Below are 22,481 nucleotides of genomic sequence, written 5' to 3'. Positions count from 1 at the left end.
GTCAGCTAAAGTTCGTGCGACCGCGAGCATGGATGCCCACCAGGAATTTGTCTTTCCGTTTGCGGATATCCTCGTCTGTCAGATTTGTCTTGGTCGTACCGAGTAACGCCACGTAGAAGTCCGCAGCGAAGGCCACTTCCTTCACGGCGGCAAGCGAAATGATCTTGCGAGAATAGATGGCAGTGCTCAACGGCGTCACGCTAAATCCCACCAAGGTCGTGAAAACCGGGGCTGGCGCTTCCATGGTGTAGCCTTTGATATAAAACCCTGCCGACCACTCGCGCTCGCTCACATCCGTTTTCGCCTCGGCCCGGTATTCCTCGCACTCGATATGAAGCTGGCCGGCAGTAGTCTGGATAAAACTGCCGCCCATGGTCCAGTCCGTTTTGAGACTAACCTGTTTGTCTTCGCTACCGAGATAGGTTTCGTACACCACCCCTTGCACGAGCGCTTTGAGATAGCCGAAAATTTCAATTCCAGGTCCACCGGCGGGGTTGCTGCTGACGGCAGCCGAAACCGCCGTCGCCGCGCCCGCATAGGCAGCCATCTGAGGCGATGCACCGCTGCTTAATGCGTCGCTTGCCGCCGCTTCGGCCGTGGCACGGTCCGCCCCAGCATCCTGCGCTGCGTTTCCTGCCGCGGCAATCGCCAGCTGCCGCTCTTGTTCTGCCGTCAGGGCGCCTTGGCCTTCGACATAGGCTTTCGCCTGGTTTGCCGCGACACGCGGGTCTGAAACCGCCGTGCCGACCAGCCCCTGAGCCAGATAAGGAACATCCATGCCGGGACGAGATGCCAACTGGTCGGCTGCGGCTTCCACGGCTGACTGTGTCACCGTGTCTACGCCATAGCGTTGCAGGATGGGAGACAGCTTGCTCGATAACGGGACGCCGTCGGCGAAATTCAAGCGCGCGGCTTCTTCTACCGCGCGGGCCGCATTCGAGTTGGGAATGACATTGAAAGGTCCACTCATGGTGCATCCTCCCTAGCCGAGGAAATGCCGGCCGGACGTGAGGGTTTCTCGAATCATCACGTAGGCCTCCAGTGCCGTCACGCGGTCGTCGTGTTTTGAAATTTTGGATCTGGTGTTCGCGAGGTCGGAGTCATAGATCGCCAGATACACGCGCAGCCCCGACAGAGATACCGAACCCCCTCCCGCCAAGTGTTGCTCCTTGCCATACTGTGTGGTCCACCCGTAGCCGCTGACGGTGAGCGGCGTCCAAGACACATAGCTGCCGCCGTATATCCCCTTGGCTTCGCCAGGGTGGGCACGCACCACTTCGCTCACGCCTTTCGTTTTGATCTCGTCGGCTTCGATATGCAGTTTTTGCCCGTTCATCTTGTATGTCGTCGTACTCAGATGCGAATGAATCGCCGAGCCGGTGACCCGCATCGTCTCGGTGTTCTTGAAGAGGTATTCCGCATCGCCGTGCACCAGCATGTTGAAATAACCGAAGATGGAAAACGAGCCAGCTTCAGGCATCGCTTGCGCCAACACCGAGACCACGGCTGCGGCCGCTGCCTGACTGGCCGTAGCACCGCGCGCAAGATATTGATCCACCGCTTGCTGTAGTGCCTGCGACGACTGCGTATCTGTGACGCCGGAAGCTTGCAAAACGGCATTAGCTTCTTCATAGGCAATAGCGCTGTGTGCGGCTTCGGAACCTGGCGCGCCTTGCTGCCGCAATCGCGCATCCACACGTGCGGCTGCCTGACTGGCCGCGAGATTCGGGTCCGCCAACGTAGTGCCGACGATATTCTCGACGATCAGCCCCGCGCGCCCCGGGTCCTGCTGAGCCAGCACTGCCGCGCTGCGGCTGGCGGCCGCGGCCGTGACGGGATCGCCACCGTACTGCACGATTTTGGCCTTGACCGCCTGCTCCAGGGCACCGGGATCGATGTCGGGATTCCCCCGCACAAACTGCCCTATCTCATCGACGGCTTGCGCCGCCCTCGACCCCTCCAGTACCCGAGGAATGTTTTTATAAGGCTCTGTCATGCGTGTCTCATGGCTCCGACGCGTTACCCATCCGACTAGATGAAGATAAGAAGTATCGACGCCGCCATAAAGCAGACGTTGGACTTCCTCGTCATGGCATCGGAGTTTTCGTAAGTGAATGCTTGAATGCCATCGCGCGTTAGTCCGCGGGTCGTCATCTTGAAGGCCGCGCCCACCTTGACGGGCGCCATGTGGATGTTCACACCCGCGACCGCGGCATTCAGTCCAAAGAGGCTGTGATAGTCATCTGTCGTCGTGGTGGTAGACGAAAGCCCGAGCGTTGCAGAAAAGATCGAACGTGACGAGCTCTTGCTCTCCGACACCTTGTTGATCTCAAGCGATGTCGGCTCGATCAAAATCGTATCGGCGGTCAACCGCACGTTAGTGGCCTCGATCTTGACATCGCCTTGGTGCGTATAGGTGGTAGGCCCCTTGGTCGTTTTAATCTGCGAGCTTTGATAAGTCAGATCGACATAGTCGTGGACGGTCACCTTCAAGCGGCCATGGATGTCCAGGCCCGCGGGTAATAGCTGGCCATCAGCGGCGGCATTCGCAATGGCAAGCTCAGCCTGTGCGGCAATGGGTGCTGGAACACCGGCCGCGCCCATACTTTCGGCCGCCTCTTGCATCACGGTCTCGGTGGTCGCGAGCTCGTCGGCGGATAGCCCCTGTCGCCGCAGGTCGGTGTAGTCTTTAACGTCGTCCACGGGCGCCACATCAGGATCGGCCGTGTGCTGCCGCTTCAACAGATCCCGAGCCTGATCTTGGATCCCGCGCCTGCCGGATACCGAATCCTGATGCGCACCCGCGCCGGCCAACGTCGCAGACGTCTCGGGATCCATGCCCTGTTCCAGATACCCGCGCGCGCGCTGGGCAGCCTGATTACTAATCGCGGGATCCCCTCCCGCACCGCGCTGCGCCTGACGCGCCACCACGTCGGCGACCTGCGAAGGATCGGGGTTCGGACCTAGCGCATCGAGGTCGTTGCGGACACCTTGTTCAATGGTATCGATCAGATCATCGGACATGACGCTCCCTGGGGCCGGCTGACCACTCAGCCCACATTACCGAAAATGGTTTTCTTGAAGTCCCCGATCTGTACGGAGCCATACGCGCCCACGAGATAGTGCCCCACGGCGCCGATCTCCGTATTCGCTTGCGCGCCGATCTGAGAGGTGGTCACGGTCCCCGTGGTCGAGGTGATGACGTTGCCCGTGGTGTTCTCCATGACCTGTCCGACCGTTTCGGCCGAGTAGTCCTTGCGGTTGACCGTGGTGGGACCATTGAGTGTCACATTCGTCTCATCGGCGATTTCGACCTTCAGCGTCTTGGCCTTGATGCTGTAGTTGCCTCCCACCTCGAGGGAGTAGTCGCATCCCACCACATGACTATGATTGTTGTTCACCTCATGGCACATGTCTTTCTGAGCACGCTGATGCACCAACTCCGCGCCCAGCGTGTCATCGAAGATCATCATGTTGCACATGGTCGGATCGCCATATACCGACTGACTGCGGAAACCACTTTGCGTGGCGCAGGCGGGCAGCTCGACCGGCGGCATATTGTTGGCGTTGTAGACGCGGCCCAGCACGATAGGTCGGTCGGGACATCCACCGATAAAGTCGACCACCACTTCGTCATTGATACGCGGCAATTGCAGGCCGCCGAAACCGCCGCCCGCCCAAGGGCTGGATACGCGCACCCAGCACGAACTGCTTTCATTGCGTTGGCCGTATCGGTCCCAGTGAAACTGCACCTTGATACGGCCGTACTTATCGGTCCAGATCTCTTTACCCAAAGGGCCCACGACACGAGCCGTTTGCGGGCCATGCGTGCGAGGGATGGGTGTCACGCGTGGGGCGCGATACTGGACGTTCGATGGCAGCGCGGAAAACGACGCTTCGTAGAACTCTTCCAGTCCCGTTTCTGTTGAATAACCGCCCACGCTCATGCGGTAGTTGACCGACACGATAAGGTACTCTCGATTCTCGGCCTTGCGCGGGTGATTGCGCAGGGTAAACAGCGCGCCTGGCGCTAGACCTCGCGCATTGGACAATCCCATGCTTTGCTCTTGGGTGCTTTGCAGCTCCTCCAGACGGATGCGCGCATATTGTTCGCCGTGCTGCGCCTCCTGAAAACCGCCCTGCCATTCGAAAACCTCGAGATTTCCAGGCTCGGATCCGCCTTTGCGTCGCGACATCGCGTCCAGGCTCGCACCCGGTTTGGTGAAGTCATAGTCCACGGTGGCGTAGCCATCGGGGGTGACCTGTGCTGCGACCTCCCACATCGACACGTATTCCTCTTTTGGGGTCGTGACGCGGTCGGGGCCGAAATAGGGAATGGTCTCGTAGCCCGGCACCGGCGCGTGCGAGGCGATGTCGTCGGTCATCACCAGCGTGTGCTGGTCACGTTCATGCTTGAAGTAGTAATAAATCCCCTCGTGCTCCATCAAGCGGCTGACGAACGCAAAGTCCGTCTCCTGATACTGCACGCAATACTCCCAGGACCGATAGCTGCCGGTGAGCTTGAGCTCGAACGGATAGCCATATTCTCCCAGCACTTCCTTGATGATGTCGGGGACCGTTTTCTGCTGAAAGATCTTGTTGTCCGAGGTCTGGGTTAAATACCAGAGCCACGGCCGCACCGTGGCGCGATAGATATAGTGGCGGGATACGCTGTTCTCGCGGCCCACCATGACGCAGCGCGTGACCTGCCCGCTCAGATAGCGCGGTGACGACGTGGTCGCCAGCTCCAGAGTCAACGGTTTGCCTAGCAATGCCCGCAGATCCAGATTGAAGTTATCCGCCAGCAGCTCGACTTCGAATTCGAACAGTTGCGACAGACCCTCGTGTCCCGTCATCTGGCGAAACTTCAGGCCTGGCATCACAGTGTGCGCAATGATAGGACGGGTTTGCAGCAAGCTAGGAATATCCACGGGACTCTCCAGATACGATCTGCGACCGTTCTCTCGGTGGAGTGCTTGACGGCCTTTCGTACAGGGGCGTTCGATGCTCACGCCCGGGCCCGCAGCGGGGCCGACTATCGAAAACTACTGGAAGAGTAATAGCGAGTCATTGCGGTTTTCCCTAACGACTCCCCCAATCTATGACGATCTGAAACGCTGGCACGCTGATGCAACGGGCGCACGCGCATGCGGGCTACCTCTTGTTACTACAATCTAGGCCCACGTTCCTGTTACAGTGACGTCCGCTTCCATCCGCGCTGCGCCAATGGCTTACTCCGTCGTGTCCACTGTCACCCCCGTTTCCCCGCCCTTTGTTGTGTTGGACGCTTGCGTCCTGATGTCGGGGATCGTGCGGCGATTGATGCTAAGTCTGGCCACGCATGCGGTATATCAGCCGGTATGGAGTGAACGCATTGGCAGCGAGTGGCGGCGCAACGCTGCCCGTTTGTGGGATATCCCGCAAGACGTGCTCGAAGCCCAGTGGGCCGACATGAACGGACAGTTTCCCGCTGCGTCGCAGGCGGATCTGCAGGCTTACGAATCCGTGTTGCGTTATAGCGACCCGAAGGATTTCCATGTCATTGCCGCCGGCCTTGCCTGTCGCGCGCGTTGCGGTCTTCAAATACCGCCGCGCGTAATCGTGGCCACGTGGAATTTAAAGGACTTCAATCGTTCAGAGCTGCGCCGGCAAGGCCTGGAGGTCTTTAATCCTGACCGCTTGCTGGCGCAATGGTGGGAGGCGAACCCGGACCAGCTACGCGCATCGCTACGTGCCGTGCCAGACGACTACGTCGCGCTGGGACGCGACCCCGAGCCGCTCGAGGCAACGTTGCACCGCGAGCGGCTATATCGACTCAAGGCTCTCGTCGGGCGTGACGGTCTATAGCGACAGACGCGCTCACTGATTGTGGTTACTGGCGGCAAAGCCCGCTGCATTCAAAATGTCGATGACTTCCTGAATGTGCTCGGGGCCCCGTGTTTGCAGCACGAAATCGACTTCGACATTGCGCACTGGCAGCGCAGTGAACGCGCGCTGATGATGGACCTCGGTGATATTGGCCTGTGCATCGGCGATAAGCTTCGTGGCGTGCGCAAGCGCACCCGGCAAGTCCCGCAGATCTACGCGGATGCGTGCCAAACGGCCAGCGCGCACCATGCCGCGCTCGATCAACTCGCCCAACATCAACGGGTCAATGTTGCCGCCCGTCAGGACCAACGCCACGCGTTTGCCACGGAAACGATTGCCGCCCTGCGCCTGATCGTGCAGCAGCGCCGCCAAGCCCGCCGCGCCCGCGCCCTCCACGACTGTTTTCTCGATCTCTAGCAGCACCACAATCGCATGCTCGATATCGCTTTCGCCGACGAGCTCGATGCGATCGACCAGGCGCCGAACAATCTCTTGGGTGAGCACGCCAGGCGTTTTCACCGCGATACCTTCGGCAATCGTATAGTTGCCCGGCGTCATATCGACCTGATTCACCGCCGCATACATCGCCGGAAACCGTTCCGTCTGGACCCCCACGATCTCAATGCCGGGTTTGATCGCGCGCGCGGCCGTGGCGATGCCGCCAATCAGGCCACCACCGCCGATGGCTATCACCATCGCATCCAGATCGGGCTGATCCTCTAGCATTTCAAGCGCCAGCGTGCCCTGGCCGGCAATCACCGCCGCATCATCATAGGGATGGATCATGATGAGGCCCCGTTCGCGCACAAGCTGGTAGCCATGCGCCTGTGCATCGTCAAAGGTGTCGCCATGCAGCACGACCTCCGCGCCGAAGCGTCGGGTATTGGCGACCTTAACGGTGGGCGTAAAACGCGGCATGACGATGACCGCGGGCACGCCCATGCGCTGCGCGTGATAGGCCACACCCTGCGCGTGATTGCCCGCGGACACCGCGATCACCCCCTGAGCACGCTCGTCGGGCGTGAGCGCCAGCATCCGATTAAGCGCGCCACGTTCTTTGAATGAGGCGGTGAACTGCAGGTTCTCGAACTTCAGCCAAATCTCCGCGCCCAGCATGTCCGAGAGCGTGCGCGAATGGGTAAAGGGGGTCTTGAGCACCTGGCCATGTAGACGGGCGCGGGCAGCTTCGATAGCGGCGAGATCGATCACGATAGAGTCCAAAAATCCATCAGCCGCACGCGACGGTGGCACAGCGCACGAGTGTCGTGGCGGCAGCGGCTGAGCCCGCGTCATGCGAGCCGAAAACGTAGCGAGTGTAAATCGTCAGCGCACCGGCAGGAAATTGAAAAAGAGCAGCCCTTGCGCGTAATTGATACCCACACGACGGGTGTTTTCCCCCAACAGATTGGCTATCAGATCCAGCCGCCCGATGATTTCGCCGAATTCGCGCTCGAAACTCAGGTTTGTGACCTGGGCGGAGATCTCGTTGGCGTATAACAGTGGCTGCCCTGCCGCGTCACGCCGCGTACTCAACAACCACGCGGCCGCCTCGACGTTACGTGCCGCGTTATAGATACGTTGCCCGCTCAGCACATCGGAGACATAGATGCGCGTTTTGTCGTTATGCGCGGCGATCAGAGTGTCTGCAAGACCATAGATAAACGCGGCCACCCGGTCGCGCGTATAGGCTGGGTCCAGCGAGACTGCCAGAATCTGAATGTCGCGCAGCCCATGCAGGTCTGTCGGCGGACGTCGCGTTTCGATCAGCTGCCGCACGCGTTGCACGGCAGCCTCCTGGCTGGCCGCACCGGACTTGCGCCATTCACGCGGATTGCGACGATAAAGCTTATCCAACAGGATATAGAGGCTATCGAGGTTGTCGCGGATCCCGATGGTAACCGTGCGATTGAAGTCCGTCTGCGCGAACTGATCCATCGACATGTCTTCGCTTTGCGGACCAACGGCTGGCTCTTGGGTGAACGAACAGCCGGCCGCGCCGAGCAGGAATACGCTGGCGCCGATACGCGTCACCCACCTGCGATACCTCATGCCTGCACGATTCCTGTCTGTAGCACTAGCGGGCTCCGTTATGGTCCGCGCCCACGGCGCACATGGAATGTACCGTAAACCAAACAAAAACGGCACCTTGCGGTGCCGTTCCTGTTCAATCATTGCAAAGCTTATTCAGCTTTGGGCGCGGCTTCGCCAGCGCCAGCCTCACCTGCGGGCTGCTGCTGCTCGATACCGCCGATGGCCTTGGCGGACAGACGCAGACGGCCCTTGTCATCGGCTTCGATGACCTTGACGCGCACGTGTTGACCGACCTTCAGCACATCGTTGATGTTGGCGATGCGATAGTTGGCGATTTCCGAGATGTGCAGCAGACCATCGCGGCCCGGCAGCACTTGCACGATCGCGCCGAAATCCAACAGACGCAGCACCGAGCCTTCGTAGACCTGGCCGACTTCGACATCCGCGGTCAGCTCGACGATGCGACGCTCGGCCTCGCGGGCTTGAGCCTCGTCCACGCTGGAGATCACGATCGTGCCATCGTCGGAGATATCGATTTGCGTACCGGTTTCTTCGGTCAGCGCACGGATGGTGGCGCCGCCCTTGCCGATCACGTCACGGATCTTCTCGGGGTTGATCTTGATCGTCAGCATGCGCGGAGCGAAAGCCGACAGCTCACCACGCGAGCCTTGCAGGGCTTCACGCATCTTTTCCAGGATGTGCAGACGGCCTTCGCGGGCTTGAGCCAGCGCGACCTGCATGATTTCCTTGGTGATGCCTTGGATCTTGATGTCCATCTGCAGCGCGGTGATGCCGTTTTCGGTACCCGCCACCTTGAAGTCCATATCGCCGAGGTGATCTTCATCGCCCAGGATATCGGTCAGCACGGCGAACTTGCCGTCGTCCAGGATCAAGCCCATGGCCACACCGGCCACGTGATCTTGCAGCGGCACACCGGCGTCCATCATGGCCAGCGAGCCACCGCACACCGATGCCATCGACGAGGAACCGTTGGATTCGGTGATTTCCGACACCAGACGGATGGTGTATTGGAAATCTTCGTGGGGCGGCAGCAGCGAGACGAGTGCGCGCTTGGCCAGACGGCCGTGGCCGATTTCACGGCGCTTGGGCACACCGATACGGCCGGTTTCACCGGTCGCGAACGGAGGCATGTTGTAGTGCAACATGAAGCGGTCACGGTACTCGCCCATGAGCGCGTCGATGATTTGCTCGTCCTGCTTGGTACCCAGGGTCGCGACGACCAGCGCCTGCGTTTCACCACGGGTGAACAAGGCGCTACCGTGAGCGCGCGGCAGCACGCCCAGGCGCACGCTGATCGGGCGCACGGTGCGCGTGTCGCGACCGTCGATACGCGGCTCACCGTTCAAGATCTGACCACGCACGATGCGGGCTTCCAGATCGAACAGGATGTTGTCGACTTCGACCGAATCCGGTTTGTCCTGACCGGCGGCGGCAGCCTGCTCGGCCACGGTCGCGTGCACCTGCGCATAGACTTCGCGCAGTTGCGTGGTGCGAGCCTGCTTTTGGCGAACTTGGTAGGCGGCGACCAGGCCATCCTGCGCGGCAGCGGTGACGGCAGCGATCAGGGCTTCGTTCTTGGGCGCGGGCTGCCAATCCCAGTCAGGCTTGCCTGCGTCACGAACGAGGTCGTGAATCGCGTTAATAGCGGCCTGCATTTGTTCGTGACCGAACACCACGCCACCCAGCATGATTTCTTCGGACAGTTGCTGCGCTTCCGATTCGACCATCAGCACGGCGTTTTCGGTACCGGCCACCACGAGGTCCATCTTGGACGTCTTCAGCTGCGAAGCGGTGGGGTTGAGCACGTACTGGTCATTGATATAGGCCACGCGCGCGGCGCCGATCGGACCATTGAACGGAATACCCGAGATCGCCAGCGCGGCGGAGGCGCCGATCATGGCGGGGATATCGGGATCGATTTCCGGGTTGACCGACAGCGTGTGCAGCACGACCTGGACTTCGTTGTAGAAGCCTTCGGGGAACAGCGGGCGCAGCGGACGATCGATCAGACGCGAGGTCAGGGTTTCTTTTTCCGACGGCTTGCCTTCGCGCTTGAAGAACCCACCCGGGATACGGCCCGCGGCGTAGGTTTTTTCGATGTAATCGACGGTCAGGGGGAAGAAGGTTTGGCCAGGCTTGGCATTTTTCGCGGCCACAACGGTGGCCAATACCACCGTATCGTCGACGGACACCACCACGGCGCCGGAGGCCTGACGGGCGATCTCGCCGGTTTCCAGTACGACCGTATGCTGGCCGTATTGGAACGACTTAGTCACTTTATTGAACATGACGAGAATTCCTTACAAATGAAAAACCGTGGCCGCTGCGACGATTGCCGCAACGACCACGGTTGTGTCATGGGGAGCCAGCCCCGCCGATCACTTACGCAGACCGAGTTTTTCGATCAGAGCGCGGTACGAATCGGGGTTGCGACCCTTGAGGTAGTCGAGCAGTTTGCGGCGACGGCTGACCATGCGCAGCAGACCGCGGCGCGAGTGGTGATCCTTCATGTGTTCTTTGAAGTGACCGGTCAGTTCGTTGATACGGGCGGTCAGCAGAGCCACTTGGACTTCGGGGGAACCGGTATCGCCTTGGGCGCGTTGAAACTGAGCGACGATGTCGGCTTTTTTGATGTCAGCTACGGACATGGAATGACCTCTTCGGACTTGCGGTGGGGCCGAGGTGCCCAACCGTGGGTTGATAAACGACAAAAAGCTGCCCGCGCCTTCGAGCGCGAATACGACGTTTTGTACAACTTCTTGACGTGCGTTCGATATTAAATTGCCCGACCATGCGCGACAGCCGGGCAAATAACGAAAGCGATTATAGCCGATTCGCGGGATTTGCCTATAAAGCCACGTGCGAACGTCTCGAGGGGCGAGATTTGCGGCTTTGGCGAGCGACGGTCGCGCTCCGCCCGCACGGAAACTGCACGCGCGGGTACAGACCCGTTAGAATTGCCCATAGGGTGCGACGGTGCCCAAGAGAGCATCTATCGCCCCCGATTGAAAGCCGTTCACAGGAGCATGCTATGCGGGGTTTCGCCCGTCGTCTGGCCAGATTAACGATATCTTTGAGCGCCGTGGGCGCGCTCCTCGCCTGCGCCAATCCCACCCAGATCGCTCCCGGCACGCCTTTTAATCAAGTCGAGGCTCAGATGGGGCAGCCGAATTTTGAATGCGTCAGACCGGACGGCACGCGACGGGTGATCTGGACGATGCAGCCTGCCGGGCAATTTGCCTGGGGCGCGGATGTACTGCCCGACGGCCGCATCGATCAAATGCAGTCCATCCTGACCGATGCCTATTTCAAGCGAATATCCTTGGGCTGGACCGCCGACCAAGTCCGTTGCGAATTCGGGCCGCCCGCAAACATCTCCGGTGTGGGCCTGCCCAGCGTACGCGAGACTGTCTGGGCGTACCGCTACAAGCAATCGGGCGTCTGGAATTCGTTGATGTACGTCTACATGGGACGCGATGGTAACCATGTGACGCGCTTTCATCCCGGGCCGGATCCGGAGTATGACGAAGACCGCCTCTGGCGGTAATAAAGCCTGAATGTGACAAGGGCGCCCGCGTCCTACGCCAGGCGCCCCGATCAGGCCAGATTCCCTATGGGATTAGTCGCTACCAGCACGACGATCATGCTGGAATTTTCTGGCGCGGTTCCAACGCCACAGCATGACGACCCAGCCGGATAATCCATACAGGACAAACAGGCCGAACAAGACGACAGGGGGGTCACTCGATACGAAAACAAAAACAGCGACCACCAGCAAAATGCCCCAGAACGGCACACTACGCCCGAGCGCAAAGCTCTTGCCGCTATAGAACGACGCGTTCGACACCATGCTCACGCCGGCATACATGGTCAGGATAAACGCCACCCAGACGATCACACCCTCGGACATGGGCAACTTATTATCGATCGCCAGCCAGACGAACCCCGCCACCAGCGCTGCCGCGGCCGGGCTGGGCAAGCCCTGAAAATAGCGTTTATCGACAACACCAATATTGGTATTGAAGCGTGCCAGACGCAGCGCGGCCCCGGCGACATAGACAAACGCGGCAAGCCAGCCCCAGCGCCCCAGATCGTGCAGCGCCCACTCGTACATGACCAACGCGGGCGCCACGCCGAACGAGGTCATATCCGAGAGCGAATCATATTGCTCCCCAAACGCCGACTGAGTATTGGTCAGCCGCGCCACGCGGCCGTCCATCCCGTCGAGCACCATCGCCACGAAAATCGCGATGGCGGCCGTTTCGAATCGATCGTTCATCGCCTGCACGACCGCGTAAAACCCGGCAAACAGCGCAGCCGTGGTAAAGGCGTTGGGCAGCAAATAAATGCTGCGATGGCGATTCTCAGAATCTCGCATGGAAAAGTTGGGCATATTCACACAATGTGGCAGCGGACAACCGAAAGGTTAACTCATCCTGCCCGAAAAGACCTGCACCGGCGCCGCCGGGCGAAAAAAATGCGGCACCCTCCCTCGGGAGGATGCCGCATGTTGCGTGCCTTGCCCCGAAAGGCCCGGCACGACAGTCGTCATGCTTAGTTCTTGGACTTGTCGACCAGCTTGTTAGCGGCGATCCAAGGCATCATGGCGCGCAGCTTGCCGCCGACTTGTTCGATCTGCGACTCGGCGTTGATACGGCGACGCGAGGTCAGGGTCGGGGCGCCAGCGGCGTTTTCGAGGATGAACTTCTTGGCGTACTCGCCGGTCTGGATGTCGGCCAACACTTGACGCATGGCCTGACGGGTCTGGTCGGTGATGATCTTCGGACCGGTCTCGTATTCGCCGAATTCGGCGTTGTTCGAGATCGAGTAGTTCATGTTGGCGATGCCGCCTTCGTAAATCAGGTCCACGATCAGCTTGAGCTCGTGCAAGCACTCGAAGTAGGCCATCTCGGGAGCGTAGCCAGCTTCGACCAGGGTTTCAAAGCCTGCCTTGATCAGTTCAACGGCGCCACCGCACAGAACGGCCTGTTCACCGAACAGATCGGTTTCGGTTTCTTCGCGGAAGTTGGTTTCGATGATGCCGGCACGGCCACCACCGTTGGCGCTGGCGTACGACAGGGCAACATCACGGGCCGAGCCGGACTTGTCCTGGTACACAGCCACCAGGTGAGGCACGCCGCCGCCTTGGGCGTAGGTGCCGCGCACGGTGTGGCCCGGGGCCTTGGGGGCAACCATGATGACGTCGATGTCGTCACGGGGCACGACTTGACCGTAGTGCACGTTAAAGCCGTGAGCGAAGGCCAGTGCGGCGCCCGCCTTGATGTTGGCGTGCACTTCGTCACGGTAGACGGCGGCGATGTTCTCGTCGGGCAAGAGCATCATCACAACGTCAGCCGCCTTGACGGCTTCGGCGACTTCTTTGACTTCCAGGCCGGCGTTGGCGGCCTTGTTCCACGAAGCGCCGCCCTTGCGCAGACCGACGATGACCTTCACGCCCGAGTCGTGCAGGTTCAGCGCGTGCGCGTGACCTTGCGAGCCGTAGCCGATGATGGCAACGGTCTTGCCTTTAACGAGGGAGAGATCGCAGTCTTTGTCGTAGAAAACTTTCATGGGTGTACTCCGGATTTATTTTGAATTCAGATTGATTTAATAGGTGACGGCAGCACAGCCCGTCTTAAATTTTCAGGATGCGCTCGCCGCGACCGATACCGGACACACCGGTACGGACGGTCTCCAGAATGGCGCTGCGATCCAGGGCGTCGATGAAAGCCTGCACCTTGTCTTGCGTGCCGGTCAGCTCAATGGTGTAGGACTTGTCGGTCACATCGATGATGCTGCCGCGGAAAATATCGGCCATGCGCTTCATTTCCTCGCGCTCTTTACCGACCGCGCGCACCTTGATCAGCATCAGCTCGCGTTCGATATGGGCACCCTCGGTCAGATCCACCACTTTGACCACGTCAACCAGACGGTTCAAATGTTTGGTGATCTGTTCGATGATCTCGTCCGAACCCTCGGTCACCACGGTCAGACGCGACAGCGTGGCGTCCTCGGTGGGCGCGACGGTCAAGGTTTCGATGTTGTAGCCACGCGCCGAGAAAAGCCCGACCACGCGCGAGAGTGCGCCCGGTTCGTTTTCCATCAGCACGGAAATCACGTGTTTCATGAACGCCTCCTTACAGGTCTTCGGAACCGAGCAGCATCTCGGTCAGCCCGCGACCGGCCTTCACCATCGGCCACACGTTTTCGGTACGGTCAGTGATGAAGTCGAGGAAGACCAGGCGATCCTTGTGCTTCTTGAACGCTTCGCGCAACGCCGGCTCGACATCGGCCGGGCGCTCGATGCGCAAACCTACGTGGCCATACGCCTCGGCCACCTTGACGAAGTCGGGCAGCGAATCCATGTACGACTCGGAATAACGCGAGCCATAATCGATCTGTTGCCACTGACGCACCATGCCCAGGAACCGGTTGTTCAGGCATACGATCTTCGGCGTCAGGTGATATTGCTGGCAGGTCGACAGTTCCTGGATGTTCATCTGGATCGAGGCTTCGCCGGTGACCACGGCGATTTCCGCGCCCGGATTGGCCATTTGCACGCCCATGGCGTACGGCAGGCCCACACCCATCGTGCCCAGGCCACCGGAATTGATCCAGCGACGCGGCTTGTCGAACTTGTAGTACTGCGCCGCCCACATCTGGTGCTGACCCACGTCGGAAGTCACGAAGGCGTCGCCGCCGGTGACTTCCCAGAGTTTTTCCACCACGAACTGCGGCTTGATGACTTCGTCGGAGCCGGCGTAGTGCAGGCATTGCTTGCCGCGCCAGGCTTCGATTTGCTGCCACCACTTGTCCAGCGAGGCCGGCTTGGCGTCGGCGCGCGCGGCGTCGTACTGCGCCAGCAACTCGACCAGCACGTCTTTCACGTTGCCCACGATGGGGACGTCCACGCGAACGCGCTTGGAGATCGAGGACGGATCGATATCGATGTGAATGATCTTGCGGGCATTCTGCGCAAAGTGGCGCGGATTGCCGATCACGCGGTCATCGAAACGCGCACCCACGGCAAGCAGCACGTCGCAGTGCTGCATGGCCATGTTGGCCTCGTAGGTGCCGTGCATGCCAGGCATGCCCACGAATTGACGGCTGGAGGCGGGCATGGCGCCCAGGCCCATCAACGTATTCGTGCACGGCGCGCCCAGGCGCTCGACCACGCGGCGCAGTTCCTCGGAAGCGTCGGACAGAATGACGCCGCCGCCCGTGTAAATCATCGGACGTTCGGCCGACAACAGCATCTGCACGGCTTTCTTGATCTGCCCTTGGTGGCCTTTATTGACCGGGGCATACGAGCGCATGCTGATCTCGCCCTTGGGCGGTACATATTTGCATGGCTGCAGGCTGACGTCCTTGGGCACGTCCACGAGCACGGGACCGGGACGGCCGGTGCGGGCGATATAGAACGCCTTGCGCAGCGTGTCGGCCAGATCTTTGACGTCGCGCACGAGGAAGTTGTGCTTCACGCAGGGACGCGTGATGCCGACCGTGTCGCATTCCTGGAAAGCGTCCTCACCGATGGCCGCAGTGGGCACCTGCCCGCTGATGATGACCATGGGGATCGAATCCATGTACGCCGTGGCAATGCCGGTGATGGCGTTGGTCACGCCGGGGCCGCTGGTCACGATACATACGCCCACCTTATTCGACGCGCGCGAATAGGCATCGGCGGCATGCACGGCAGCTTGCTCGTGGCGCACCAAGATATGTTTGAACTTGTCTTGTTTGAAAATCGCGTCGTAAATGTACAACACGGCACCGCCGGGGTAGCCGAAAACGTGTTCCACGCCTTCTTCGGCCAGGCAGCGCACGAGTATATCGGCGCCTATGGTTTCCATGATGGTTTCCTGTTTCAGTACCGGCACGGTTTTCCTGACTGTTGCCCGCCCTGATACGGCTGCAACGGAACTTGTACCAACATCGACAACATGACCTGGCGCTTTGAGATTCACGGAACCTCTCCACCCAGACACCTTGCCGACCTGACACGCATTCGTCGGGAACGCAGTGCAAACGCCCCATGGGGACGCTGGAGGTCGAAATGGAAGCTTTGGCAACACACGCTTGTGACGCGGCCAACAGCAGGTAATTACTGCCGCGGAAACGTCTGGAATGTAGCCCAGGCGATCCGCTTGCCTGAGCGCCAGCATCGGATAGGCAGGCCGGCGCAAGACCGAGAATTTACCGCGTTGCGGGATTAGGAGCAAATCGAGAAGACAAATTTGCCACAGTCAATGCAGGCTGCCTGCAGCCGGCACCACTCAGGGGTGGCTGATCAGCATGCTCAGGCGCGTTCGTACAAATCGGACCAGTCCTAGACGAAATCACCCGCCCAACCTCGCAGCACACGAGCGCGCTGTCACACACAAGCAGCCACTTGTTCCTATACTTGCAGCATCCCGACTCTGCAGCGGCCTGCCCATGGACTTCCGCATCGCCAGTATTCCCCGCTTTCTTTACAGCCACTATTTCTTTGGTGGGGTGCGGCAAGGCGTAGGAATGCTGCTGCCCGTCCTGATCGTGGGCGGATTATTCGGCAATTACAGCTTGGGTCTGGTCGCGACCTTTGGCGCGCAGTGCTTGGCGATCATCGACCAGCCCGGCGGCCCTCAACGGCATCGCACCAACGAAATGCTGGGTGGCGCGGTATTGGCGACTCTCACCGTCATGATCACGGGCGCCGCCTCGATGCACCCGTTTCTGCTCTGGCTGGCGATCATCGGACAGAGCTTTTTCTTTTCCATGTTCTCCGTTTTCGGCAAGCGGGGTGGCCTAATCGGGTTCGGCGGCCTGCTGATCATGACGCTGACCATGCACTCGGCCATAGACCCCGAGCAAATCTGGATGCACGTGGGCGCCACATTAGGCGGAGCGATGTTCTATCTGGCTTTCAGCATCGCATTCAGCCGCCTGTTATGGCTGCGCGAGGAGCGCCAGGCGATGTCGGTCGCGCTCTTTGCCACGGCCGACTATATGGCGGCCCGCAGCCGGTTTTATGACGAGGCCGAAGACCTGGACGAAAGCTACCGGCGACTGATCCGGGCCCAGTCGGTGATGACCGAGAAACATCAGGCCGCGCGCGACATCGTGTTGCGCGCGCTGCCGCGCGGCCGCGGCTATGGCGACAGTGAACGCGTCATGCTGTGGAATATGTTCGTCAATATGCTGCAGCTGCTCGACACGTTGGTGGCCTCGCATACGGATTATGCGTCGCTGCGTCGCGCGTTGGCCGGGCACGATTGCCTGATGTTCATGCGCGACGCGCTGGCCAAGATGTCCGTGGAAATCAACCGGATCGCATTCGATGTGTCGCGCGGACGCGCCACGCAGTACCGCAGCAGCGTCAAGGCCGAACTGCGTGCCATCGAATACGAGGTCGAGCAATTCAAACAGCAAGGCATGGCCGAGCGCGAGCCGGAAACCTTGGCGCTGATCGTCCAGGTCTTGCGACGCCTGCGCAATGCCTCGCGCATCGTCAATAAGCTGGTCGAACACACCGCCGCCCGTCGCGATGCGCAGCCCACCGACGAAATACGCATCGATAAATCGTTGACTCAATTCATGTCGCGCCAGGAACTACGCGTCGGCATGCTGACCAGCAATCTGCGTCTGGATTCCCCCTATTTCCGCTATGCCGTACGCGTGGCCTTGGCAGCGGCGCTGGCCATGGCCGTGATCGGCGGCAGCGACCCGGCCTCTGCCGCGCACAGCTACTGGGTGTTGCTGACCATCGTCATCATCATGAAGCCCGGCTTTGCCCTGACTCGTCAACGCAATGGATGGCGGCTGATGGGCACCTTGATTGGCTGCATGCTGGCGCTGGTGCTTTTCCACTTCACCACGCGCCCCGAAGTCCTGTTCCCCGTCTTGTTGATGGCCTGCATCATGGGCAACAGCCTGGTGCAGCTGAACTACATGGCGAGCGCGATATTCAATACGCTGTTCGTGGTGCTGGTGTTCCATTTCGTGGCACCCGGCACTGTGTCGATGGCGGTCATCGGCGAGCGGGCGATCGATACCGCGTTGGGCTGCGCCATTGCGCTGGCTTGCAGCTATGTGCTGCCCTGGTGGGAAGCCCGCTATATGAAGCCGCTCGCGCGTGCCGCCACCAACGCCAACCGCGAGTACCTGCGCACAGGCCTGCGCTATGCGCGCGCCATGCAAGCCGCCGCGGCGGGCATGGCGCCCACCGAGGACACACCCACACCCGAGCAAGCCGACATCGCGTGGCGTCTGGCCCGCAAAAATGTGCACATTGCCTTTAGCAACTATGCCGAAGCGTTCTATCGCATGATGAGCGAACCGCGCTCGCATCAGGTCAATGTGCCGGAATTCAACAATCTGCTGATCCAAAACCACATCATGGCCTCGCAGATTACGGCCGCGGTGCCGCTATTGGCGACGTTGGACAACACGCCCGAATCCATGCGCCGCGCGCTTTATGGTCTGGTGGATATGCTGGACGATCAGCAACCTGCCCCGACCGATTTACCGACGCAGTTCGATACGACAGGGGAACTGGCGACCTTGGCTTATCCGCTCAAGCAAATGATCCGGGCTGCGCAACAGATCCGGCAAGAGCTTGCCGCCGTGGATGATCCGCCTCAAACCAGGCCTGCTGTCGCGGCGGCATAAGCCTGCGTTAAAAAGTGCGGGACGGACGCAGGCGGCATAGGCTTGCCTTAATACGTCCCGTACGACGCCAGCGTCGCTGAGATACGCAGCTATGCCAGCGGTTGCCCGCCACGCTTGCGCACCGGCCAGAAGTACCAAACCGCAGCGGCCACCTGCAGCGCCAACACCACACTCCATGCTGTCACATGCGCCTCGGGCGGATAAACGCCAGCCTGCGCGGGCCACCAGTCGACAATCCAGCCTATGCCGACCTGGCAAAGAAAAATCATCAGGAACATCAGCAGGTTCGTAGTGGCCGTTACGCGTCCCAGCAGCTCTGGCGGAAACTCTCCGGCCAATAACGCATACACCAGAATATTGGCCGAACCGAATGCGCCATAAGCGGCCCACAACCATTCGAGCGGCACCGGCGCTTGCCAGATGATCAATGCCTGCGTCAGCAGATACAAGGTCAGGCAAAGGCCACCGAATCCATACAAGCCCAGGCCCATACGTTCCACGCGCCGCGCCATCGCGCCCAAACCTACATTCCCCACGATCATGGCCACGCCCAGCAGCGACACCAATGCGGCCGCCTGCCCGCCACTGACGCCATTCACATCCGTCAGATAGGGCCGCGCCCATAACGACTGCACGCCATAGAACGCCCCACCCGTCATCACGGGCAGCGATACCAAACGCCAATAGCGCGCATTGCGTAGCAGCGCCCATGTGCCTTGTAGCTGGGTCGCAAGACTGGGCGGTTGGCGCGGTGCTTCGTTTTTTGCAGGGGCACCGAACCAAATCAACGCGGATACGGCCAAGGTCACACCCGCGAGGGCGATGCTGATGGCTTGCCAAGAGCTGATGTTCAACGCCCAGGACAACGGAGCCCCGACCAGCACGCCGCCTAAACCACCCACGGCCATCACCAGTCCGTTGATCAACGGCAAGCGCTGCAATGGGAACACACGCGCCAGCGCCTGAAACGCCGCCCCCAGGCACACGCACACCCCTGCCCCGATCAACAGCCGCCCCACCATCAATCCTGCAAGCGAATCCGACAGGCCATACACCAGCGTACCCGTGGCCGCGACCAGCAACATCAAGGCATTAACCCGCCGAGGCCCCCAGGTATCCAGGAAGATGCCGGCGGGAATCTGCATCAACGAAAAACCGAGGAAATACAGGCTCGTCAACGTGCCCAGATCGCCCGCCGACAAATGCAGTTCCTGCACCAGGATCGGCCCGAAGCCGACATTCACCCCGCGAAACAGATATGAGACCAGATACCCTAGCGAGAAAAAAGCGAAGACGCGCAATCCGGCGGGCATGTGACGATTCAGACCTTGCGACGGAAGACGAGTTTGTCCGCGCTCGATGCGTCGGCATCGTAGGCGTAGCCCTCGGAATCGAACTTCTGCAGTCCTTCGGGCTTGGCGACTTTGTGTTCGATCGCATAGCGCGCCATCAAGCCCCGTGCTCGCTTGGCATGGAAGCTGATCACTTTCCAGGCGCCGTTTTTCCAATCTTGGAAAACGCATTGCACGACGCGGGCTTTCAGAACCTTTTGGTCCACCGATTTGAAATATTCCTCGGAGGCCAGATTCACAATGATGGGCGACTTTTGGTCAGCGAGCCGTTCGTTCAGATAATCGGCGATGCTGGTGCCCCAGAACTCGTAGAGATTCTTGCCCTTGGGCGTGGCCAGTCGCGTGCCCATTTCGAGCCGATATGGCTGCATCAGATCGAGGGGACGCAATACACCATACAGGCCGCTCAGAATCGCGACATGATCCTGCGCCCACTCCAGCCGCGCCTGCGATAGGCTAGAGGCCTGCAGGCCTTCGTAAACATCGCCATTGAACGCGAGCACCGCCTGGCGCGCGTTGTCCTGCGTGAAGGTTGGTTTCCACTCGGCATAGCGGTTGACATTGAGCTGCGCCAGCGCGGGGCTCAGGCTCATCAACTCGGCGACCTCGTCGGCCGAAAGCTTCTTCAAAACCTTGATCAGTTCCTGCGCCTGCTTCACGAACAAGGGCTGCGTGTGCTGCTCTATATGAACGGGCGTGTCGTAATCTAACTTCTTGGCAGGCGAAAGCAAAAACAGCATGTGCCGGAATTCCTACTTAAAAATTGTGGTGCGTCGTGGGCAAGCAAGTGTGGCGCTCAACGCGCCGTCCAGCCGCCGTCGACAGTAAGCGTGGTGCCGGTGATCTGCGCGGCCGCATCCGAGGCCAGGAAGACCGCCGTCGCACCCAGTTGGTCGGGTGTCACGAACTGCAGCGAAGGCTGCTTCTCGCTCAGCAAATCGCGCGCGGCGGTGTCCTGATCAACATGATGTTCCTCGGCCAACGCGCTGATCTGTTTTTCCACCAATGCGGTACGGACCCAGCCCGGACAAATCGCGTTGGCGGTCACGCCGCTGCCGGCGGTCTCCAATGCGGTGACTTTGGTCAGGCCGACCACACCATGTTTAGCGGCCACATAAGCCGATTTGTTCGGCGAACCCACCAGACCATGCGCCGAAGCAATATTGATGATGCGGCCCCAGCCTTGGGTCTTCATATGTGGCAGCGCGGCCGCCGTGCCATGGAACACGGCCGAAAGATTCAGCGCGAGAATGGCATCCCACTTTTCGGCGGGGAAATCTTCGATCAATGCGGTGTGCTGGATACCGGCGTTGTTCACCAGAATATCGATACGCCCGAGCGATTGGACAGTGTTGGCGATCAGCTGCCGCACTGCCTCGCCTCGCGAAAGATCCGCCCCGTCGTAGAGCACGGTCACGCCGAACTCCTGCGCCAGATCCGCCCGCAAGGTCTCGATCTGCGCCGCGTCGCCAAAGCCGTTAAGCACGATATCCGCGCCTTGCTGGGCGAATGCCCGGGCAATACCCAAGCCGATGCCGCTAGTAGAGCCAGTGACGACAGCAACCTTTCCTTTGAGCATGCGAATTCTCCTTGGCGAAGCGGCCCACGCCGGACGAGTCGGGCCAGGGCTTCAAGTGTAACTGCAGGCCCCTGCAGATACCGCCGTGGCCCCACCCGCAAAGGGGACTTCAGCCCTGTTTTTGCTTTCCGAAATTTTTATGTATAATGCTTGGCTTTGCTGCTCTACGTTCTTCGGCGCGCGACCATGGCTCCGGATGAAATCGATGTAGTGCACCACCAGGAGAGGTGGCAGAGTGGTCGAATGCGCCGGACTCGAAATCCGGTATACGTTTAGGCGTATCGTGGGTTCGAATCCCACCCTCTCCGCCAGTGCTTTCAAGCACTTACAGACGTTAAGCCCCTCACATGAGGGGCTTTTTGTTTTTGGGCTGGTGGGGGAATTTTGACCGGCCGGGCCTAGTTTTTTGTTGCTTTACAGCCAATCAGAATAACGTCGTGCGCCGAGTCGCCAATAAAACGGCAGCTCGGCACGACGCTTTATCAGCCCTTCGCTCTCAGCGATCAAACTTCTCCAACATCCCCATCAACAGCGGCCGAATATTCTGCAACTGCGAGAGATGCGCCGCCGAAAGCGCTTCGAGCGTGCGTTCGGCATTCGGCGTCAGATACAGCAGCGCGCGGCGGCCATCATTGGGATCGGCGCGGCGCTCGAGCATGCCCATCTGCACTAAGCGATTGACGAGTTCCGCTGCGCTGTGCGATTTAATGCAAAGACGCTCCGACAGCTCGGTTACCGTGGGAGCTGTAGGCTGGGCCTTGATGACTACCAAGGCCTGATGCTGTTGCGGAGCCAGACCATGCGCCTGAGCTTCGGTTTCGCTATTTAAAGCAAAGCGGCGCAGCTGATAACGAAAATCAGCCAGCACGGCAAAATCCGAAGGAGCCAAAGTGGCGCCCTTTTCGTTCAATCGTGTCGCGGGTGTATCCATAGCAGGAACCATGGTAGGACACGACTGCTGCAGGCTGTCATTACAGGAT

19 protein-coding genes and 1 tRNA gene are annotated in these 22,481 nt (G+C 60.1%); 4 read left to right on the top strand and 16 right to left on the bottom strand.

Annotation, left to right across the window (positions count from 1 at the left end; all coding sequences use genetic code 11):
* Position 1 precedes the first annotated feature (1 nt).
* From GOQ25_RS18920 to GOQ25_RS18905, 4 genes are read right to left on the bottom strand one after another with little or no spacing between them, the layout of a single operon-like run.
* Positions 2 to 970 (bottom strand): hypothetical protein, encoded by a 969-nt coding sequence (locus GOQ25_RS18920; protein ID WP_160352022.1) that lies wholly within the window; start codon positions 968 to 970, stop codon positions 2 to 4.
* Positions 971 to 982: 12 nt separating this feature from the next.
* Positions 983 to 1,996 carry a hypothetical protein gene (locus GOQ25_RS18915; RefSeq protein WP_160352021.1) on the bottom strand — a complete coding sequence of 338 codons (1,014 nt, stop codon included), beginning with the start codon at positions 1,994 to 1,996 and terminating at the stop codon, positions 983 to 985.
* A gap of 35 nt (positions 1,997 to 2,031) precedes the next feature.
* Positions 2,032 to 3,024, bottom strand: coding sequence for a hypothetical protein (locus tag GOQ25_RS18910; RefSeq protein ID WP_160352020.1), 993 nt, complete (start codon positions 3,022 to 3,024; stop codon positions 2,032 to 2,034).
* Between the two features lie 26 nt (positions 3,025 to 3,050).
* Complete coding sequence (locus GOQ25_RS18905) at positions 3,051 to 4,931, bottom strand: type VI secretion system tip protein VgrG (RefSeq protein WP_160352019.1); 1,881 nt, start codon at positions 4,929 to 4,931, stop codon at positions 3,051 to 3,053.
* 310 nt (positions 4,932 to 5,241) lie between these two features.
* Here GOQ25_RS18905 and GOQ25_RS18900 point away from each other — a divergent pair, with 310 nt between their 5' ends.
* Complete coding sequence (locus tag GOQ25_RS18900) at positions 5,242 to 5,847, top strand: PIN domain-containing protein (RefSeq protein ID WP_370519995.1); 606 nt, start codon at positions 5,242 to 5,244, stop codon at positions 5,845 to 5,847.
* 12 nt (positions 5,848 to 5,859) lie between these two features.
* On the opposite strand, the gene GOQ25_RS18895 is transcribed toward GOQ25_RS18900, so the two are convergent.
* The 4 genes from GOQ25_RS18895 to rpsO form a co-directional block, all read right to left on the bottom strand.
* A complete protein-coding gene (locus GOQ25_RS18895) occupies positions 5,860 to 7,077 on the bottom strand; it encodes a threonine ammonia-lyase (protein ID WP_160352017.1) in 1,218 nt (405 codons plus the stop codon).
* A 114-nt stretch (positions 7,078 to 7,191) separates the two neighbouring features.
* The gene (locus GOQ25_RS18890; RefSeq protein WP_160352016.1) at positions 7,192 to 7,917 is read right to left on the bottom strand and encodes a hypothetical protein; all 726 of its coding nucleotides are present in this window, start codon (positions 7,915 to 7,917) and stop codon (positions 7,192 to 7,194) included.
* A gap of 131 nt (positions 7,918 to 8,048) precedes the next feature.
* Positions 8,049 to 10,208 (bottom strand): polyribonucleotide nucleotidyltransferase, encoded by a 2,160-nt coding sequence (gene pnp, locus GOQ25_RS18885; RefSeq protein ID WP_160352015.1) that lies wholly within the window; start codon positions 10,206 to 10,208, stop codon positions 8,049 to 8,051.
* Between the two features lie 90 nt (positions 10,209 to 10,298).
* On the bottom strand, positions 10,299 to 10,568 hold the full coding sequence (gene rpsO / locus GOQ25_RS18880; RefSeq protein WP_012248532.1) for a 30S ribosomal protein S15: 270 nt from the start codon (positions 10,566 to 10,568) through the stop codon (positions 10,299 to 10,301).
* A gap of 383 nt (positions 10,569 to 10,951) precedes the next feature.
* Here rpsO and GOQ25_RS18875 point away from each other — a divergent pair, with 383 nt between their 5' ends.
* Entirely contained in the window at positions 10,952 to 11,467 is a 516-nt protein-coding gene (locus GOQ25_RS18875; protein ID WP_160352014.1) for a hypothetical protein, read from the top strand.
* Positions 11,468 to 11,539: 72 nt separating this feature from the next.
* On the opposite strand, the gene pssA is transcribed toward GOQ25_RS18875, so the two are convergent.
* The 4 genes from pssA to GOQ25_RS18855 form a co-directional block, all read right to left on the bottom strand.
* Positions 11,540 to 12,313 carry a CDP-diacylglycerol--serine O-phosphatidyltransferase gene (pssA, locus tag GOQ25_RS18870; protein WP_160352013.1) on the bottom strand — a complete coding sequence of 258 codons (774 nt, stop codon included), beginning with the start codon at positions 12,311 to 12,313 and terminating at the stop codon, positions 11,540 to 11,542.
* A gap of 161 nt (positions 12,314 to 12,474) precedes the next feature.
* Positions 12,475 to 13,491, bottom strand: a complete 1,017-nt coding sequence (gene ilvC, locus GOQ25_RS18865) for a ketol-acid reductoisomerase (RefSeq protein WP_160352012.1) — start codon at positions 13,489 to 13,491, stop codon at positions 12,475 to 12,477.
* Positions 13,492 to 13,555: 64 nt separating this feature from the next.
* Positions 13,556 to 14,047, bottom strand: a complete 492-nt coding sequence (gene ilvN, locus GOQ25_RS18860; RefSeq protein WP_160352011.1) for an acetolactate synthase small subunit — start codon at positions 14,045 to 14,047, stop codon at positions 13,556 to 13,558.
* 10 nt (positions 14,048 to 14,057) lie between these two features.
* A complete protein-coding gene (locus tag GOQ25_RS18855) occupies positions 14,058 to 15,773 on the bottom strand; it encodes an acetolactate synthase 3 catalytic subunit (RefSeq protein WP_160352039.1) in 1,716 nt (571 codons plus the stop codon).
* A gap of 583 nt (positions 15,774 to 16,356) precedes the next feature.
* Here GOQ25_RS18855 and GOQ25_RS18850 point away from each other — a divergent pair.
* Positions 16,357 to 18,570: an FUSC family membrane protein gene (locus tag GOQ25_RS18850; RefSeq protein WP_160352010.1), complete on the top strand. Its 2,214-nt coding sequence runs from the start codon at positions 16,357 to 16,359 to the stop codon at positions 18,568 to 18,570.
* Between the two features lie 89 nt (positions 18,571 to 18,659).
* On the opposite strand, the gene GOQ25_RS18845 is transcribed toward GOQ25_RS18850, so the two are convergent.
* From GOQ25_RS18845 to GOQ25_RS18835, 3 genes are read right to left on the bottom strand one after another with little or no spacing between them, the layout of a single operon-like run.
* The gene (locus GOQ25_RS18845) at positions 18,660 to 19,883 is read right to left on the bottom strand and encodes a nitrate/nitrite transporter (protein WP_160352009.1); all 1,224 of its coding nucleotides are present in this window, start codon (positions 19,881 to 19,883) and stop codon (positions 18,660 to 18,662) included.
* Between the two features lie 8 nt (positions 19,884 to 19,891).
* A complete protein-coding gene (yaaA, locus tag GOQ25_RS18840) occupies positions 19,892 to 20,662 on the bottom strand; it encodes a peroxide stress protein YaaA (protein ID WP_160352008.1) in 771 nt (256 codons plus the stop codon).
* A gap of 56 nt (positions 20,663 to 20,718) precedes the next feature.
* Entirely contained in the window at positions 20,719 to 21,501 is a 783-nt protein-coding gene (locus GOQ25_RS18835) for a 3-hydroxybutyrate dehydrogenase (protein ID WP_160352007.1), read from the bottom strand.
* 221 nt (positions 21,502 to 21,722) lie between these two features.
* Here GOQ25_RS18835 and GOQ25_RS18830 point away from each other — a divergent pair.
* Positions 21,723 to 21,812 (top strand) — tRNA-Ser (locus GOQ25_RS18830).
* 185 nt (positions 21,813 to 21,997) lie between these two features.
* On the opposite strand, the gene GOQ25_RS18825 is transcribed toward GOQ25_RS18830, so the two are convergent.
* A complete protein-coding gene (locus GOQ25_RS18825) occupies positions 21,998 to 22,432 on the bottom strand; it encodes a MarR family winged helix-turn-helix transcriptional regulator (protein WP_160352006.1) in 435 nt (144 codons plus the stop codon).
* Positions 22,433 to 22,481 lie beyond the last annotated feature (49 nt).

This window comes from Bordetella sp. 15P40C-2, from assembly GCF_009763235.1.
Taxonomy (GTDB): Bacteria; Pseudomonadota; Gammaproteobacteria; order Burkholderiales; family Burkholderiaceae_B; genus Bordetella_A.
Note: the sequence above shows the minus strand (reverse complement) of the source record. Positions and strands in the feature narration are given on the sequence as shown.

Coding starts and splice junctions, on each gene's coding strand:
- GOQ25_RS18850 (WP_160352010.1), top strand. CDS start 16,357: ATGGACTTCCGCATCGCCAGTATTCCCCGCTTTCTTTACAGCCACTAT.
- GOQ25_RS18910 (WP_160352020.1), bottom strand. CDS start 3,024: ATGTCCGATGATCTGATCGATACCATTGAACAAGGTGTCCGCAACGAC.
- GOQ25_RS18920 (WP_160352022.1), bottom strand. CDS start 970: ATGAGTGGACCTTTCAATGTCATTCCCAACTCGAATGCGGCCCGCGCG.
- rpsO (WP_012248532.1), bottom strand. CDS start 10,568: ATGTCCGTAGCTGACATCAAAAAAGCCGACATCGTCGCTCAGTTTCAA.
- GOQ25_RS18845 (WP_160352009.1), bottom strand. CDS start 19,883: ATGCCCGCCGGATTGCGCGTCTTCGCTTTTTTCTCGCTAGGGTATCTG.
- GOQ25_RS18915 (WP_160352021.1), bottom strand. CDS start 1,996: ATGACAGAGCCTTATAAAAACATTCCTCGGGTACTGGAGGGGTCGAGG.
- GOQ25_RS18825 (WP_160352006.1), bottom strand. CDS start 22,432: ATGGATACACCCGCGACACGATTGAACGAAAAGGGCGCCACTTTGGCT.
- ilvN (WP_160352011.1), bottom strand. CDS start 14,047: ATGAAACACGTGATTTCCGTGCTGATGGAAAACGAACCGGGCGCACTC.
- pnp (WP_160352015.1), bottom strand. CDS start 10,208: ATGTTCAATAAAGTGACTAAGTCGTTCCAATACGGCCAGCATACGGTC.
- ilvC (WP_160352012.1), bottom strand. CDS start 13,491: ATGAAAGTTTTCTACGACAAAGACTGCGATCTCTCCCTCGTTAAAGGC.
- GOQ25_RS18875 (WP_160352014.1), top strand. CDS start 10,952: ATGCGGGGTTTCGCCCGTCGTCTGGCCAGATTAACGATATCTTTGAGC.
- pssA (WP_160352013.1), bottom strand. CDS start 12,313: ATGCCCAACTTTTCCATGCGAGATTCTGAGAATCGCCATCGCAGCATT.
- GOQ25_RS18835 (WP_160352007.1), bottom strand. CDS start 21,501: ATGCTCAAAGGAAAGGTTGCTGTCGTCACTGGCTCTACTAGCGGCATC.
- GOQ25_RS18890 (WP_160352016.1), bottom strand. CDS start 7,917: ATGAGGTATCGCAGGTGGGTGACGCGTATCGGCGCCAGCGTATTCCTG.
- yaaA (WP_160352008.1), bottom strand. CDS start 20,662: ATGCTGTTTTTGCTTTCGCCTGCCAAGAAGTTAGATTACGACACGCCC.
- GOQ25_RS18855 (WP_160352039.1), bottom strand. CDS start 15,773: ATGGAAACCATAGGCGCCGATATACTCGTGCGCTGCCTGGCCGAAGAA.